Source organism: Sphingosinicella xenopeptidilytica, from assembly GCF_042676985.1.
Lineage (GTDB): Bacteria > Pseudomonadota > Alphaproteobacteria > Sphingomonadales > Sphingomonadaceae > Sphingosinicella > Sphingosinicella xenopeptidilytica.
Genome location: NZ_JBHTIK010000005.1, coordinates 736,738 through 753,769, shown reverse-complemented (window position 1 = coordinate 753,769; position 17,032 = coordinate 736,738). Strand labels below are relative to the sequence as shown.

General features: G+C 65.9%; 13 protein-coding genes. 11 read left to right on the top strand and 2 right to left on the bottom strand.

The genetic code is table 11. The features are described from left to right. The first annotated feature begins 21 nt into the window (after nt 1-21). The 3 genes from ACFQ00_RS11350 to ACFQ00_RS11340 are packed head-to-tail and all read left to right on the top strand — an operon-like array spanning nt 22 to nt 2,640. Complete coding sequence (locus ACFQ00_RS11350; protein WP_381490537.1) at nt 22-543, top strand: flavin reductase family protein; 522 nt, start codon at nt 22-24, stop codon at nt 541-543. Between the two features lie 16 nt (nt 544-559). Further along, complete coding sequence (locus tag ACFQ00_RS11345) at nt 560-1,198, top strand: TetR/AcrR family transcriptional regulator (protein ID WP_381490534.1); 639 nt, start codon at nt 560-562, stop codon at nt 1,196-1,198. A gap of 41 nt (nt 1,199-1,239) precedes the next feature. Beyond that, nucleotides 1,240-2,640: an aldehyde dehydrogenase gene (locus tag ACFQ00_RS11340; protein ID WP_381490531.1), complete on the top strand. Its 1,401-nt coding sequence runs from the start codon at nt 1,240-1,242 to the stop codon at nt 2,638-2,640. Nucleotides 2,641-2,698: 58 nt separating this feature from the next. On the opposite strand, the gene ACFQ00_RS11335 is transcribed toward ACFQ00_RS11340, so the two are convergent. Continuing rightward, nucleotides 2,699-4,174 carry a carotenoid oxygenase family protein gene (locus ACFQ00_RS11335; RefSeq protein ID WP_381490528.1) on the bottom strand — a complete coding sequence of 492 codons (1,476 nt, stop codon included), beginning with the start codon at nt 4,172-4,174 and terminating at the stop codon, nt 2,699-2,701. A 325-nt stretch (nt 4,175-4,499) separates the two neighbouring features. On the opposite strand from ACFQ00_RS11335, the gene ACFQ00_RS11330 reads away from it, so the two are divergent. The 5 genes from ACFQ00_RS11330 (at nt 4,500) to ACFQ00_RS11310 (ending at nt 11,323) form a co-directional block, all read left to right on the top strand. Continuing rightward, on the top strand, nt 4,500-6,812 hold the full coding sequence (locus ACFQ00_RS11330; protein WP_381490524.1) for a TonB-dependent receptor: 2,313 nt from the start codon (nt 4,500-4,502) through the stop codon (nt 6,810-6,812). A 205-nt stretch (nt 6,813-7,017) separates the two neighbouring features. Further along, the gene (locus ACFQ00_RS11325; RefSeq protein WP_381490521.1) at nt 7,018-7,908 is read left to right on the top strand and encodes a fumarylacetoacetate hydrolase family protein; all 891 of its coding nucleotides are present in this window, start codon (nt 7,018-7,020) and stop codon (nt 7,906-7,908) included. 1 nt (nt 7,909) lies between these two features. Further along, nucleotides 7,910-8,854: a cupin domain-containing protein gene (locus ACFQ00_RS11320; protein WP_381490519.1), complete on the top strand. Its 945-nt coding sequence runs from the start codon at nt 7,910-7,912 to the stop codon at nt 8,852-8,854. A 49-nt stretch (nt 8,855-8,903) separates the two neighbouring features. Next, a complete protein-coding gene (locus ACFQ00_RS11315) occupies nt 8,904-10,100 on the top strand; it encodes an FAD-dependent monooxygenase (RefSeq protein WP_381490516.1) in 1,197 nt (398 codons plus the stop codon). 2 nt (nt 10,101-10,102) lie between these two features. Further along, nucleotides 10,103-11,323: a CaiB/BaiF CoA transferase family protein gene (locus ACFQ00_RS11310; RefSeq protein ID WP_381490513.1), complete on the top strand. Its 1,221-nt coding sequence runs from the start codon at nt 10,103-10,105 to the stop codon at nt 11,321-11,323. An 11-nt stretch (nt 11,324-11,334) separates the two neighbouring features. Here ACFQ00_RS11310 and ACFQ00_RS11305 read toward each other — a convergent pair whose 3' ends face one another. Next, entirely contained in the window at nt 11,335-12,057 is a 723-nt protein-coding gene (locus ACFQ00_RS11305) for an IclR family transcriptional regulator (RefSeq protein WP_381490510.1), read from the bottom strand. A gap of 116 nt (nt 12,058-12,173) precedes the next feature. Here ACFQ00_RS11305 and ACFQ00_RS11300 point away from each other — a divergent pair, with 116 nt between their 5' ends. The 3 genes from ACFQ00_RS11300 to ACFQ00_RS11290 all read left to right on the top strand — a co-directional run bounded on the left by ACFQ00_RS11300 (nt 12,174) and on the right by ACFQ00_RS11290 (nt 17,027). Further along, nucleotides 12,174-13,130 carry a hydroxymethylglutaryl-CoA lyase gene (locus ACFQ00_RS11300; protein ID WP_381490507.1) on the top strand — a complete coding sequence of 319 codons (957 nt, stop codon included), beginning with the start codon at nt 12,174-12,176 and terminating at the stop codon, nt 13,128-13,130. A 2-nt stretch (nt 13,131-13,132) separates the two neighbouring features. Next, complete coding sequence (gene acnA, locus ACFQ00_RS11295) at nt 13,133-15,715, top strand: aconitate hydratase AcnA (RefSeq protein WP_381490504.1); 2,583 nt, start codon at nt 13,133-13,135, stop codon at nt 15,713-15,715. Between the two features lie 127 nt (nt 15,716-15,842). Then, on the top strand, nt 15,843-17,027 hold the full coding sequence (locus ACFQ00_RS11290) for an HlyD family efflux transporter periplasmic adaptor subunit (RefSeq protein WP_381490501.1): 1,185 nt from the start codon (nt 15,843-15,845) through the stop codon (nt 17,025-17,027). Nucleotides 17,028-17,032: the final 5 nt, after the last annotated feature.

The following is a 17,032-nucleotide window of genomic DNA, read 5'->3' as shown; positions in this document are numbered from 1 at the left end:
CCGAACGGTTCGGAGCCACAAATGGCAGCAACAGGAAGCGCCCGCGCCGCGATGGCGGACACCGACACACCGGCGTCGTTTCGCGCGGCGATGCGGCGTCTGGCGAGCGGTGTCGCGCTCGTCACCACCGCCGATGACGCGGGCGCGCGCTACGGCATCGCGATGACGGCGCTGATGTCGCTGAGCATGGATCCGGCCTCGCTGCTGCTGGCGATCAACCGGGATGCCTCGCTGTGCCGCCCCCTCCTCGCCTGCCGCCGGTTCGGCGTGAACATCCTCGGGCGCGCGGATGAGGAGACGTGTCAGGCGTTCGTTTCGGCGCCTGCCGGCGAGCGCTTCGTCCACGCCCGCTGGGCGGCGCACGACCGGATTCCGCTGCTGGAAACGGCGCTGGCGCGGGTCGTCTGCACGCTCGACAAGGCCGAGCCCTTCGGCAGCCATATGGTCATTCGCGGCCTTGTCGACTATGTCGCGCTTGCACCCTCGACCGATGCGCTGGTCTATGTGGACGGCCGCTATGGCGGAATGACGGTCAATGCGTGAAAAGGCAGCCGGGACCATGAAACAAGAGCCGCCGCGCGGCGACCTGTCGAGCCGCGAACGCTTTCTGGAGGCCGCGGACGACCAGTTCATCGCGCACGGCTATGACGGCTGCACGATCCGGGCGATCGCCGCGCAGGCGGGCACCAGCCTCGCCTCGCTGAGCCGCAACTGGACGAGCAAGCGGCACCTGTTCGAGGAAGTGTTCCGGCGGCATTTCGATCCGATCCATCAGGCGCAGCACAGCAGCTTCGACGCGCTGGAACAGGCGGGCGATCCGACGATCCGCGAGATCGTCGCGGCCTTCTTCGGCTCGGCGCTCGGCAGGAGCGGCACGGCGGGCGAGAACCGGAAGAGCTATCTTGTCTACTGCTGCGCGCTCGCCGACCCATCCGAGGAAGCCCGCACCATCACGCGCCCGCTGGTCACCCCGGTGCGCGGCCGGCTGATCGCGCTGATGCGCAGGGCCATGCCGACGCTCGACGAGCAGACCTTCTTCTTCGCGATGAATGTCGTGCTCGGCGTCTATCTCTATCCGCAGACGCACGGCGGACGGCTCGCCGGCATCATGAACATCGATGCGGCGACGATCGAATGGCAGAAGGCGGCCGAAATCCTCGCCGAATTCGTCAGCGACGGCCTTTCCAAGCACCAATGACGATCCAGCAATGACGGCACTGCCCGCCAAGGAGGAAAACCGTGAACTTTGAACGCAGCAATCCGATCACCGGCGAGACGGTTTCGTCGGCAGAGGCGATGACGGCGGCCGAGATGCCGGCGATCGCCGCGCGCGCCGGCGCGGCGGCGCCGCGCTGGGCGGCGACCGGCCCCAACGAGCGGCGCACGGTGCTGATGAAGGCGGCGGCGGCGCTGGAGGCGCGCGCCGATGCCTTCGTCGAGGCGATGATCGGCGAGATCGGCGCCACCAGGGGCTGGGCCATGTTCAACGTGGTGACGGCGGTGAAGATGGTGCGCGAGGCCGCCGCGCTGACCACGCAGATCGCGGGCGAGGTGATCCCCTCCGACAGGCCGGGCTGCCTTGCCATGGCGATGCGGGAGCCGGTGGGCGTCGTGCTCGGCATCGCGCCGTGGAACGCGCCCATCATCCTTGGCGTGCGCGCCATCGCGGTGCCGCTGGCGTGCGGCAACGCCGTGATCCTGAAGGCCAGCGAGACCTGCCCGCGCACGCACGCGCTGATCGTCGAGGCCTTCGCCGAGGCGGGCTTTCCGGAAGGCATCGTCAATCTCGTTACCAACGCACCGCAGGACGCGGGCGACGTCGTGGGCGCGCTCATCGATGCGCCGGCGGTGCGGCGGATCAATTTCACCGGATCGACGGGCGTCGGGCGGATCATCGCGCGGCGCGCGGCGGAGCATCTGAAGCCCGTGCTGCTGGAGCTTGGCGGCAAGGCGCCGTTCATCGTCCTTGAAGATGCCGATCTCGACGAAGCGGTGAAGGCGGCCGCGTTCGGCGCCTTCATGAATCAGGGCCAGATCTGCATGTCGACCGAGCGCATCATCGTGGTCGAGGCCGTAGCCGATGCCTTCGCGGAGAAGTTCAAGGCCAAGGTCGCCGCGATGGCGGTGGGCGATCCGCGCGCGGGCACGGCGCCGCTCGGCGCGGTGGTCGACGCGAGGACGGTCGCGCACTGCCGCGCACTCATCGCCGATGCGCTGGCGAGCGGCGCTGAGCAGTTGACGGGCGGCGAGACCACGGACGCGGTGCTGATGCCGCCGCACGTGATCGACAAGCTGACGACCGACATGAAGCTATTCCGCGACGAGAGCTTTGGGCCGGTGGTCGGCATCATCAGGGCGCGCGATACCGAGCACGCCATCGCACTCGCCAACGACACCGAATATGGCCTCTCCGCCTCGGTGTTCACGCGCGACATCGCGCTCGGCCTCAGCGTCGCGCGGCGTATCCAGTCCGGCATCTGTCACGTGAACGGCCCGACCGTGCACGACGAGCCGCAGATGCCGTTCGGCGGCACCAAGGCCTCGGGCCACGGCCGCTTCGGCGGCAAGGCGGGCATCGATGCATTCACCGAACTGCGCTGGGTTACCATCGACACGCAGCCGGTGCACTATCCCATCTGAAGTATGAGGCCACGAAAAAGCCCCCCGATCCAGACCGGACCGGGGGGCTTTCCTTTCGTCAGGCCGCCTGGCTGAGCGCGCCTATGTCGGCTGCGTCGGCCCAGTTGCCGTGCAGGCCGAAGCGCAGCCGGACCGGAATGTTGATCGTCGCGATCGGTCCCTTTGCGATCTCGGTCGCCTCGAAGATGAGGAGGTCGCTGCTACGCTCCTCAAGGCGGTTACACACCATGACGATCCAGCCGTCACCCTCCGCCGCATCGGGCGTACGCGGAACGAAGCACGGCTCCTGAATGCTGGAGACCGGACCGCACCACCATTTCTGCTCGGTGCCGGTTTCGAGATCGACCATGCCGAGCGTGTTCATCACCCAGCCGCCGGCACTGCCGCCCTTCATCTCCACGGGCTGATCGGGGTCGATCACCACCATCCAGCCGAAGCGGTTCTTGCTGCCCGCGAAGCGATCGTCGATGCGCGGGAACTCGCCGATCATTTCCGACAGGCGGACCGAGCGATACTCCTCCTCGTTCTGGTTCATATCGACGGTCCAGCGCGTCAGGAAGGTGCGGCCCGCCATGGGATCGAACGGCGCGTCGTTGATGTCCGGGAAGAACGGCATCATGTTGTTCTCAGCCACCGGCAGATCGAGATAAAGGCGCGTTCCCTCCTGCCACGCATTCATCACATGCGCGGTGAAACAGTTGCCGCCCTTGAACCAGCGGATGTCCGCTGCGGTCGTGCCGGCCTTGCGCGGCATCACGGCGAGATAGGTCGGCATCGACGTGTCGAAACCGAAATGCGGCTTGCCCGCCTCAAGACGTTCCCAGCTGCTCGTCATCGGCATCACCGAGAACAGCGCATAGTCGGGTGTGATCGCGAAGTCGTGCATCATGCAGTAGTAAGGCGTCTCGAACCAGACGTCGTAGAGCAGCTCGCCGGTGGGGCTGATCTCGTAATAGGTCATGTCGCGCGTGAGCACACCCTTCGACGCATAGCCGAAACCGCAGAGATTGCCCGTGGCTGGATCGGTCTTGGGATGCGCGGTGAAGGTCTCGCCCTTCATCCTGCCGCCGAAATCGGTGTAGCCCTCCGTCTCCAGCGTCGCCGGATCCATCACCAGCGCGGGCGAATCCTCCTTGAGCGCGTAGAGCCGACCGCCGTGGATGTAAGCGTTCGTGTTCGCCGTGCCGCGGATCTTGCCCTTCACCGCCTCGTCGTCGGTCAGTGGATTGCGATAGGCGCCGAACACCGCCCGCCCGGCCTCGTTCTCCAGCTTCCACTTGTCGGTCTTCGCCCATCGCTGGGTGAAGTTCACCTTGCCGTTCCTAAACCGGAACATCGAGATCATGCCGTCGCCGTTGAAGGCGATGTCGTTGCCGAGCTTCGGCGGGAACTGGTGTTCGGGCTGCACGCGGTAGAAGGCGCCGTCCATCGCCTTCGGGATTTCCCCATGCACGTTGAGATCCTCCACATTGGCCTCGACGCGGGACGGCGTGTTGAAGCCGGTGAAGGCGGGAACGTCCGGGAAGGTGGTCATAGCGATCTCCTGAGACAGCAATTTAGCCGGCTGACAGCCAAATGAACGACGAGTCTTCAAAAATAGAACGATATTCTAAAATATGATGGGCATTTTGTCCAGCCGACATCGGCAAGGCCCGCCGCAGGTCTCCTACACCCGCGTGAACACATTCAAAATCAATGACTTTCCGGCAAGAGACATGGTTCGGAATCCCCTGCCCTCGCCGGGAATTGACAAGCCTTCGACTCTAAAATAAAAGAACATCGTTCTGCGGAAAAGAACATAAACAGCGTAGCCCTCAGGGCAAGCGCACTGTCGACAAGCATTTTGGGGGAGGAAGTTGATGAAACAGCATTTCCGCGTTGGCGGCCTGTTGGCGAGCGCCGCGCTCGCGGCGCTGATGCCGGCGCAGGCCTTTGCGCAGGACACGTCGGAAACCGACGCCGCGATCGAAGACATCGTCGTGACCGCACAGTTCCGGCAGGAAAGCGTGCAGAAGGCCGCACTCTCCATCGACGTGTTGTCGGCCCAAACGCTGCAGGAAGCCGGCGTCGCGCAGGCCACGGACCTCGCGCGGCTTTCGCCCGGCGTGCAGATCGCGCAGGGCGGCACCGCGCTGCAGATCTACGTGCGCGGCGCGGGCGACTTCTCGACCACCGGCTACAGCAACTCGGCGGTCGCGCAGAATTACGACGGCGTCTTCGCGGCGCGCACGCAATATGTGGCGGGCACGTTCTTCGATCTCGAGCGCATCGAGATCCTGAAAGGCCCGCAAGGCACGCTCTACGGCCGCAACGCCACCGGCGGCGCGCTCAACATCCTGCCGGTGCAGCCGCAGCTCGGCGAATTCGAAGGCTATGTCAGCGCCGGCGTCCAGAACTACAACGGCTTCAGCGCGGAAGGCGCTATCAACATTCCGGTCGGCGAGAAGTCGGCGCTGCGCGCGTCCTTCCAGGGCGTTTCGCGCGAGGGCTACATCAGCGACGGCACGGATGACGACAAGCACCATTCGTTCCGCCTGCAGTTCAAGACCGAGCCGACCGACACGGTCACGCTGCGCCTCGGCCTCAACTATCAGCACATCGGCGGTCGCGGCCCCGGCAAGGTGATCTACGCGCCGACCGCGCCCAACGCGCCCGGTATCGCCACGCCGCAGCCGATCCTTCCCGATGACCGCTGGACCTCGATCGGCGACACGCTGAACGCGCTGATCGCGCAGACGACGGCGCCGCCGGGCATCTATCCGCTCGACATGAGCGAGACCTATCAGGACATGGACGTCTGGGGCGTCAATGCGCATCTCGACTGGGATCTCGGTCCCGCGACGCTGACGATCATTCCGGCCTATCAGAGCGTGAGCATCGATTCTCTGGCGCTGCCGGCGCTGTATTTCAGCACCAACAATCCTTTCACCGATGATCCTTCGACATCGGACACGCAGACGCTCGAAGTGCGCCTCGGCCACGCCGACGACAGGCTGAAGTGGGTGCTCGGCGGCTATTTCTTCAACGAGGACCAGGACAGCTACAGCGCGGTGCGGCTCGGCTTCGCCTCCGACACGGCGTTCGTCGCCAAACTCAACACGCGGTCCTACGCGGCGTTCGGCGAACTCACCTATTCGCTGACCGATGCGCTGCGCCTGACCGGCGGCCTGCGCTACACCAACGAGACGAAGACGGTGGACGCCCACCGCTATGCGTTCATGGGAAGCGCCGGATGCGTCGCGGGCGGCACCGGCCCCGACCAGAGCTGCGAACTCCTGACCTCGGCCGGAACGAACGTCGAGGGCAAGTACGAGGCCAACCGCGTCAACTACAAGATCGGTGCCGAGTTCGACGCCGGACCGGACAGCCTCCTCTACGCAAGCATGGTGACGGGGTTCAAATCGGGCGGCCAGTCCAACGCCGATCTCGATCCGTATCGCCCGGAGGAAGTGACCGCGTACACGCTCGGCACGAAGAACCGCTTCTTCGACCGGCTGATCCAGTTCAACGCCGAACTGTTCTACATGGACTACAAGGACCGGCAGGAGAATTTCTCCGCGCTGGACCGCGGCGGCGCGCAGGTCTCCTCGCTGTTCAACGCCGGCAAAGCGGTGGCCAAGGGCGCGAGCGCCGACCTGATGATCTTCCCGACGGACAACGACCAGCTTCGCTTCGCCGTGGAATATACGGAGAGCAAGTACAAGGAATTCGTCTACCGGAACTACCGCGCCGCCAACCCTTCGGCGCGCACGGCCTGCCCCGTGACGGCGATCACCGGCGGCACGGCGACAACCGGCTTCTGGACGATCGACTGCACCGGCTTCCAGCTGCCGCGCACGCCGAAATGGTCCGGCACGGTCAGCTACAATCACAGCTTCGATCTGGCGAACGGCGCGACGATCGATTTCTCGCCGGACATGACGTTCTCGTCGTCGCGCTGGCTGAGCGCCGAGTTCGTGGAGAACGCACGCGCCAAGGGCTATGCGCTGTTCAACGCAAGCCTGACCTACCGGTCGCCGGACGACAATTATTCGATCCAGCTTTTCGTCCGCAATATCGGCGACAAGGCGGTCTACACCGGCACGCAGCAGTATCCGTTCATCGCCAACTACAACGGCCTCGATATCGCGCCGCCGCGCACCTACGGCGCACGCATCCGCGCGTCGTTCTGATCGCTTGAACACGAGCAGCCGGGCTTTCTTCAGGCCCGGCTGCTCGCTTTCTTTTTCCGCAGATTCCGAAGGCAGGAAACACACCCTGCCCTCGCTCTCCCCAAACCGCACTCCTCCGTGATCGGCGTGCTGTTTTGGATTGATCTTCGACATTATCACAAATAAAATAGAATGATATTCTGTTAAACAGAACGGTACGATTCGCATGAAACTGGCTCGATTCAATGGTGGGCGCCTCGGCGTTGTGGTGGGCGAGGAGATCGCGGACATCACGCGCCTCAGCGGATGCGATCCACAGGAATGGCCCGCCATGGGCATGGTCCGCCTGATCCGCGATTTCGACGCGCTGCGAGAGACCTTCGCCGCGGCACTGCCAAGCCTGCCGCGTTTCGCGCTGGCGCAGGTGCGCCTCGAAACGCCGATCGCATGGCCCAACAAGGTAATCGCCTATCCGGTCAATTATCACGCCCACGGCCGCGAGATGCAGGCGCAGTACCGCGCCACCAACCAGGGCTTTTTCCTGAAACCGAATTCGTCGCTTTCCGGGCCGGCCGATCCCGTGATGCTGCCCGCCGTGCCCGGCCGCGAGGTCCACCACGAAAGCGAACTCGCGATCATCATCGGCAAGGAATGCCGCGCCGTGGCCCGCGAGGACTGGCGCGATGTCGTGTTCGGCTATTCGTGCCTTCTCGACATGGTGGTGCGCGGCCGCGAGGAGCGCGTCTTCCGCAAAGCCTATGACAGTTTCTGTCCGGTCGGCCCATGGATCGCGACCGCCGACGAGGTGCCCGACCCCGCGAATCTCGATCTGAAGCTGTGGGTGAACGGAGAGCTGCGCCAGTCCGCCAACACGCGCGACCTCGTGCTCGACATTCCCGGCATGGTCGCGACCGCCTCGGCCGTCATGACACTCTACCCCGGCGACATCATCGCCACCGGCACGCCGGAAGGCGTCGGGCCGGTCGTGGACGGCGACCGCATCCGCATCCTCATCGATCAGGTCGGCGAGATGAACGTCGATGTCGTGCAGGGCGAGCTCGGCATGAGCGAGGTGTTCGCCGAGCCCTATGTCCCGCCGATCATCAAGCAGAACTGACATGGCACACGCGCCCCAGACCGAACTCGACGCGCTCTACCGGGACTTCGCCGATCTCAACATGGAGGGCGGCTGGCATCGCCGTTTCCCGGCGCTGTGGCCGGAGCCGCGCCGGAACTTCCTGCCGCACGTCTGGCATTATGCCGACGTGAAGCCGATCCTCGACCGCGCGGGCGACCTGATCGACACGCAGCAGGCCGAGCGGCGCAATCTCACCATGTTCAATCCGGTCGAGGGCAATATCTATTCGACGGTCCGCACGATCGTCGCCGCGTACCAGATGATCAAGCCCGGCGAGGTGGCGCGCGCGCACCGCCACACGCCGAACGCGCTGCGCCTGATCCTTGACGGCAAGGGCACCTCCACTGTCGTCGACGGCAAGGAAGTGGAGATGCGCCCGGGCGACGTGCTGCTGACACCGAACTGGGCATGGCATTCGCACGCCAACCACGGCGATGCGCAATGCTACTGGATGGACTTTCTGGACGTGCCGCTCGTCCATCTGCTCGAGCCGATGTTCTACGAGCCTCATCCGAAGGAGATCGAGCCCGATGTGGAAACGCTCGCTGAAGCGCCGATCGCCTTCCGCTGGGAAGACACGCTGGCGAGGCTCGATGCGGAAAGCCGCGCGCGACCGGGTGAACCCGCCGTCGTCGAACTCGGCCCAGCGCAGCTCGATACGATCGCGCTCCACATGATCAGGATCACTGCCGGCGACGCGACCCGCCCGCTGCGCACGACCGCGAACATCATCTTCGCCGCCGTCGAAGGGAACGGCGTCGCGGAGATCGACGGGCAGACATTCGCGTGGTCGCGCGGCGACACCATCGCGGTTCCCGCATGGCGGCGCTTCCGCCTCCTCGCCGACAGCGAGGCCGTGCTGCTCAGGGTTTCGGACGAGCCCGTCATGCGCAAGCTCGGCTGGCTGCGGAGCGAAGCACCATGACCCGCGCGCTGCAAATATCACCCACACGTCATTCGAACTGGAGTCCGTCGTGAGCAAGTCGCCCAAAATTCTGATCGCCGGCGGTGGGATCGGCGGCATGGCGGCCGCGCTGTCGCTGCTGCGCCGGGGCTATGACGTCGAGGTCTATGAACAGGCGCCCGAGCTCGGCGAAGTCGGCGCAGGCGTTCAGATCAGCCCCAATGGTTCGCGCGCGCTCGATGCGCTCGGCGTGTTCGGCGCGCTGCGGCAGGCATCGTGCGAACCGCGCAGGAAGGAATTCCGTCTGTGGAACACCGGCCGCGCGTGGCCGATGTTCGATCTCGGTGCGATCGCCATCGAGAAATACGGCTATCCCTATCTCACGGTCTATCGCCCCGACCTGCTCAGCACACTTGTCGACGCGGTGCGCGCGCTGAAACCGGACGCCATTCATCTCGGCGCACACGTGACGGACGTGACGCTCACGCCCAGCGATGCGACGCTGCACCTCTCCGGCGACCGCCACGTTACCGGCGACGTGTTGATCGGTGCGGACGGGGTGAAGTCCACCGTGCGCAAGTGCCTGTTCGGCGACGACGAGGCGAATTTCACCGGCATGATCGCATGGCGCGCCGTGATCCCCATGGAGCGGCTGCCGGAACGTATGCGCCAGATGGTCGGCTGGACGTGGATCGGGCCGGGCGGGCATCTCGTCAATTATCCGCTGCGCGGCGGCCAGCTGATGAACATGATCGGCACCATCGAGCGCGACGACTGGCAGGTCGAATCCTGGTACGCGCAGGGCGACATCGAGGAATGCGCCAACGATTTCCGGGGCTGGCACGAGGATGTGCAGACGCTGATCCGCGCGGCACCCGCCGTGATGAAATGGGCGTTCATGGAGCGCCCGCCCCGGCAGGTCTGGTCGAAGGGCCGCGCGACGCTGCTTGGCGACGCCTGCCACGCGACATTGCCCTTCCTCGCGCAGGGTGCCGTGATGTCGATCGAGGACGGTGTCATCCTCGGCCGCTGCATCGATGCCTACGACGATATCGAGGAAGCACTGCGCCGCTATGAGGCCGCGCGCGTGGAGCGCACCAGCAAGATGGTGCGCGGCGCCAAGGACAATACCGGACGTTTCCACGAGGCCGCGCTCGCCACCGAGGAAGGCGCGATCAAATACATGGAAAGCGAATGGAGCCGCGATCCCATCCGCGATCGCTACGACTGGCTCTACCGCTACGACGTCGAGACCACGGACATCTGAAGATGACGGAGCGCCTGCCGCCCGCCGACCTGCTGCAAGGCGTGCGGGTTCTCGATCTCACCAACGTCCTCTCGGGGCCCTACGCCACCTATCAGATGGCGATGCTGGGCGCGGAGGTGATCAAGGTCGAGAACCCGAAGGACGGCGATCTCGCGCGCAAGCTCGGTGCGTCGGCGGAACTGAACGACGCGCTGATGGGCACGTCGTTTCTGGCGCAGAACGCCGGCAAGAAATCCGTGACGCTCGACCTGAAGACGCCGCGCGGCAAGGCGCTGTTCGCACAGCTGATCGAACAGTCGGATGTCATCGTCGAGAATTACCGGCCGAAGGTGATGGCACGGCTCGGCTTCTCTTACGAAGACGTGCGCGCGATCAATCCGCGGATCGTCTATTGCTCGATCTCCGGCTTCGGGCAGAACGGCCCGCTGAGCGCCAACCCCGCCTACGACCAGATCGTGCAGGGCTATTCCGGGGTGATGAGCATCACGGGGGACAGCGAGTCCGCACCGCTGCGGGTCGGATACCCCCTCTGCGACACGCTGGGCGGCATGGGCGCCGCCTTCGCGATCGCGAGCGCATTGTTCCGGCGCGCGCGCAGCGGGCAAGGCTGCTTCATCGACCTGTCGATGCTCGATTCCACGATCTCGGCGCTGGGCTGGGCGGTTTCCAACTATCTGATCGCGGGGGTCGAGCCCCGGCCCATCGGCAACCAGAACACGACCGCCGCGCCTTCAGGTGCGTTCATGGCAGCCGACGGCCCGCTCAACATCGCCGCCAACAAGCAGGAGCAGTTCGAGGCGCTATGCGGCATCGTCGGCCTGCCCGAGCTGGTCAGCGATCCGCGATTTGCCGCACGCGATGCACGGAAAGCCAATCGCGAGTTGCTGAACATTCTGCTCAATGCCGCGCTTGCCCGCAAGACGGCAGCGGCTTGGGAAACGGAACTAAACGCGGCGGGTATCCCCGCGGGACGCATCCTCAGCGTGCCGGAGGTACTCGCGCACCCACAGATCACGACGCGCGATCTTATCCAGAACCTGCCGCTAGACGAGGCCGGGCGCAATCATGTGAAAGTCGTCCGCGCCGGCTTCGCGCTTGGCGACAGCCGCCCGTCCGCACGCACGCCGCCGCCTGCCCTCGGCGCGCACAATGCGGAAATCTTCGGTGAACTCGGCGTGACCGAAGCGGACCTCGCGGCGCTACACGCGGAAGGCGTGATCTGATGCGCCGAGGGTCAGGCGCCCCGTGCCGCCTGCAGCGCGGCGAAGTGCGCGGGTGTGTCACCAAGGCTCAGCGACAACCGAACGCTCGCATCGATGACCAGCGGCCGGATCTGCCCGACATAATCCGGATTGAAGCGCACGATCGGGCCGGACAGCATCAGTACGCCCTGGAGCACGCGATTGGCCCCGAACACCGGCGCCGCGATCGCCGCCATTTCCGGCTCGACGCTGCCGAAGGACTCAGCGGTGATCGTCTCCGGCGTCAGTACAGCCGCGGGATCCTGCTCGAACCGGCGGAAGAGCGTGGAGGCCGCACCCTTGTTGAACGGCTGGCGATCTCCCAGCCGGATGTTGTAGTCGCGGATCGCGTGCCGACCATCGATGCGGAACAGGCAGACCTGCTCGTCCCCATCGCGGATGAAGAAGGTCGCGCCCTCGTTGGTCGCCGTAACCAGTTCCTCGAGCACCGGCTCCACGAAATCGCGCAGGTTGAAGCTGTCCTGAAAGATGCTGGCGAGCCCGAGCAGCCCCGGCCCGAGCTGATACAGGCCGTCCGCGCGCTGCCAGACGAAACCGTATTTCTCCAGCGAGCCCATCAGCCGCAGGATCGTGCTTTTGTAGAGACCGGTGATGCGGGAGATTTCCGCGAGGGTGAGAACGGCCTTGTCGTGATGGAAGGCGTGGAGAATGTCGAACGCGCGGTCGACCGCCGCAACTCCGCCCTTGGAACTCATGCTGTTCACTTCTTTCCGGCTCAAACGCCGTTCTATTTAGTAGAACAGAGATCCGCCCTGTCAACGGCTCATTCGGCGGGCACCCTCCCCGCTTCTCATCCCCAGGGAACCCTATCATGAACAGCTTGCCGCCGCGCGTCCACATCCATGAGGAAGGTCCGCGCGAGGGCTTCCAGATCGAACGCGGACCGATCCCGACGGCGCAGAAAATCCGCCTTGTCGACGCGCTCGCCGAAACGGGCTTGGCCGATATCCAGGTCACTTCGTTCGTGCATCCCGGCAAGGTGCCGGGCATGGCCGACGCCGAAGCCGTGGTCGCCGGAATCACCCCGCGCCCGGGTGTTCGCTTCACCGCGCTCTGGCTCAATCAGCGCGGGCTGGAACGCGCCATCGCCACGGGGCGCCTGCATCTGGAAGGCAAGCTGACGCTCTACGGTTCCGACGCCTTCCTGAAGCGCAACCAGAACCGCGATCCCGAAGCGCAGCGCGCCGCGCAGCCGGAACTCATCGCCATGTATCAGGCGCACGACATTCCCGTTCGCACCGGCTTCGTCACCGCCGCCTTCGGTTGTAATTTCGAGGGCGACGTGCCCGCCGAACGCGTCGTCCGTCTGGTCGACGAGATGCGCGCCATCGCGCGCGATCACGGCGAGGAATTGAGCCTCGTCGGGCTGGGCGACACCATGGCGTGGGCGACGCCCGAACGGATACGCCGCGTCGTCGGCGCTGTGCAGGACGCCAATCCCGACGTGGCGCTCTCGCTCCACCTGCACGACACGCGCGGGCTTGGCCTCGCCAACGCCTATGCCGGGCTTCAGATGGGCGTCGCGCATTTCGACGCCGCCGTCGCCGGCCTCGGCGGATGCCCCTTCGCCGCCCATGCCGGCGCGGCGGGGAACATCTGCACAGAGGATTTCGCGTTCATGTGCGCGGAGATGGGCATCGAAACCGGCATCGATCTGGAAAAGCTGATCGCATGCGCCGTGCTCGCCGAGGAGATCGTCGGCCACCCGCTGCCCGGCAAGGTGAAGACGGGCGGCAGCCTCGCCGCGCTGCGCGCCCGGCTGGGCTGACGATGGCAGGCCTGCCCGATGCCGGGCCGGAGACGCCGTGGTCGCGGCTCGGCGGCGAAAGCCGCGCGCGCCTCGCCCGCCTGCCCCGCGCGCTGGCGATCCTGCTCGAGAACATCCTGGCGCACGAGCCCGACATCGCGCCGTATGTACGCCTGTTCGATGCATGGCTGGACGGCGACGAAACGCCGGCGGAAATCCCGTTTCGGCCTTCGCGAATCCTGCTCCAGGACACGGCGGGCGTCGCCGCGCTCGCCGACCTCGCCGCGCTGCGCGACCATCATGTCGCGGCGGGCGGAAAGCCCGAGGGCGTGGACGCCGCGATCCCGATCGATCTGGTGATCGACCATTCGGTGCGCGTCGACCATAGCGGCACGCCCGACGCGCTCGCCCGCAATCTCGCGCTCGAATACGAACGCAATGCAGAACGCTACAGCTTCTTCAAATGGGCACAGCGCAGCTTCCCGCGCCTCTCGGTGGTACCGCCGGGGCACGGCATCTGCCACCAGATCAACCTCGAACAGCTTTCGGAAATTGCCGCCCCCTTGCCGAACCGCCCGGACTGGATCGGCGCGCAGGCCGTAATCGGCACCGACAGCCACACCACGATGGTCAACGCGCTCGGCATCCTCGGCTGGGGCGTGGGCGGCATCGAGGCGGAAATGGCCGCGCTCGGCCATCCGCTGCCGGTCGAGCTGCCGAAGGTGCGCGAGGTCCGCCTGACCGGCAAGGCGCGCGAAGGCGTCACTGCCACAGATATCGCGCTGCATGTCACAGCGCAGCTTCGGCAGGCGGGTGTGGTCGACCAGATCGTCGAGTTCGGGGGCGACGCGCTCGGCACGCTCTCGCTGCCCGACCGCGCCGCGATCGCGAACATGTGCCCTGAATATGGCGCGACCGCCGCCCTGATGCCGATCGACGAGATCACGCTCGCCTATCTCGCGGCCATGGGGCGCAATGCCGAAGCCGTCGCGCGCTACCGCACCTATGCAAAGGCAACCGGTCTTTGGCACGATGCCTACCCGGAACGGCGCTACAGCCGCTCGATCGAAATCGCCCTCGATGAACTAGAGCCAGTTCTCGCTGGACCGCACCGGCCCCAGCAACTCCACGGCCTTTCCGATGTGCCCCGAAGCCTGCGCGAGGCTTTCGCCGGGATCGCAACACCGGTGGACCGGGAGACGTGCGGCGACGGCGCCGTCGCCATCGCCGCGATCACGAGTTGCACCAACACCGCCAACCCGCACCTGATGATCGCGGCGGGTCTGCTGGCGCGCAATGCCGTCGCACGCGGCCTTTCGGTGCCGCCCTGGGTGAAGACATCGCTCGCGCCAGGTTCGCGCCACATCGCGGAAATGCTGCGCCTGAGCGGACTGCAGCCTAGCCTCGATGCGCTGGGTTTCCACGTCGTCGGTTTCGGGTGCACGACATGTGTCGGCAATTCAGGCGACCTCAAACCCGCGGCGCGCGCCGCCCGCGACCCCGCTACCCTGCTTGCCGCGCTCCTCTCCGGCAACCGCAACTTCGAAAACCGCGTTCACTCCGATATCCGCGCCAATTATCTCGCCTCACCACCGCTGGTGGTGGCAGGCGCGCTCGCCGGGAACCTGCTGATCGATCTCGCCTCGGAACCGCTCGGCCACGACACGCAGGGTACACCGGTGATGCTTCGCGACATCTGGCCCGATGCCCGCGAGATCGCCGCGACCGTCGAGCAGGCGAGCGCGGCAATGCAAAGCACAGGGGCTTCGTCCGTCAACGACGATGCATGGCAGGCGCTGCCCTTCAATGAGGCGCCGTGCTTCGCATGGAACGCAGACTCCACCTTCATCCAGCGACCACCCTTCTTTGAGGGTAGCGAAGCACCCGTCCGCGGCGACATTCTCGATGCCCGACCGCTGCTTTACCTAGGCGACGATGTGACGACCGATCATATCTCGCCCATCGGCCGCATCGCGCCTGCCTCCCCCGCCGGGGCATATCTGCAGGCGCAGGGCGCCCTGCCCGCGCGGCTCGGCAGCTATGGCGACCGCCGCGCCAATCACCACGTCATGCTCCGCGGCACATTCGACAACGCGCGCCTCCAAAACGCGCTGGCCGAAACCACAGGGAACTCGACGGTGGACCCCGAAGGCGCGAACGTCTCCGTATTCGATGCCGCCATGCGCTTCGCCGCGCGGGGCACCCCGATGGTGATCGTAGCAGGCAGGAACTACGGCACGGGCTCGGCACGCGATTGGGCCGCCAAGGGCACGGCCCTGCTCGGTGTGCGCGCCGTCATCGCGCGCAGCTTCGAACGCATCCACCGCGCCAACCTCGTCGCGATGGGCGTTCTGCCCATCGTCGTCGCCTCAACCGAGCCCCTGCCCGACATTACTGCGGAAACCCGCATCAGCATCCTCGGCATCGGCACCCTGTCACCCGCACAGCCCGCGCTCACGCTCCGCCTCATTGCGCCGGATGGATCGGAGACGATCCACCCCGCCCGCGCGGACATTCGATCACAGAGCCAGTTCGCCCTGCTGGCGGGCGGCGGCCTGTTCGCCCTGCTGAAAGCTCGATACGGGCGCGAGAGCACGCCGCACTAAGAAACGGCACCGATGCCGCATCGACAAACATTGGTTGTGCCGACGCTGGGTTAACTCGGCATTAGCCAGATTTGTTTATCAAGACGGCAGAGCGCCAACGCCTCGATTGGCGCGAGGGCCGCAGAGCATGAAGATAAACATCCAGAATTTCGCCCGCGCACGCAGCACACGCCTTGTGCTTGCCGCATCGCTTATCGCTGTCAGCGCGATCGGCTTCGCGCCTTATGTCTTCAACGACGTCTCGACGCAGGCGGCGATCAACGCGCCGCTCATTCGCCTGTCGGCGCCGGTTGATGGCACGGTGGCGGACCTGCCCGCAGACGGCCGGTATTTTGCGAAGGCCTCCTCGATCCGGCTGCTTGATCTGTCGCAGGATACGGGAGACGTTGCGGACCTCGCGGCGGCGGCGGATCTGGCGCAGGCGCAGATCGATCTTGCCCAGCGCCAGCTCGCCGAGCTTCGATCGGAAGAGCAGCGGCTTGAAAAGCGCGCATCGGCATTCAACGCGGCCACGAGCGCACGTCTCGGCGAGGATCGCGGCGGCGCCCTTGCCGATCTCAATGGATGCCAGGCAGAACGCGTGCAGCAGGCGGCAACGCTCGCGCGCGTTCGCAAGCTTGCAGGCGAAGGCTTCATGTCCCCCGCCGCCGTGGAAAAGGCCGAAGCTGCGGCAACACGCACGAACAGCGAATGCAGCAGCGCCGCCGCGAAGCTGCGCTCGATCGAGGTCACCGAAAAGGCAGCGCGCGCCGGCGTTTTCATCGGCGACAGCTACAACGACGCGCCTTATGCCACGCAGCAGGCCGACCGGCTGATGCTGCAGCGGCAGATCATCGAAAAGACGCTGGGCGATGCCACCGCTCAGTACACGCAGGCAAAGCTGCGCCTGAAAGACGCGCTCGGCCGCGCAAGCTACCGCGCGCCCGCCGGAACGCTCATCTGGGCGGCAACGGCAAGCTCCGGTGCCGCCGTGCGCGCCGGTGAACCCATCCTCGATCTCGTCGATTGCCGGCGCCGTTTCGTGCAGGTCGCGCTGCCGGAGCGCAAGGCCGAAGCCATCGTGCCCGGCGGCCCCGCCGACGTGCGCCTGATCGGCTCCGATCGCTGGATGAAGGGCCGCATCTCAAGCATCACCGGCGCCGCGAGCCGCCGCGAGGAGCGGCTGCTGGCCGCGTCCACCTATTCGAAGCCGGGCGCGCGCGAAATCATCGTGGACGTCGCGCTTTCGGTATCCGCGCCGGAAGCGCTCGATCCCAGCCGCAGGTGCGATGTCGGGCGGCTGGCCGAAGTGCGGTTCAGCCGAACGATCTGACCGCC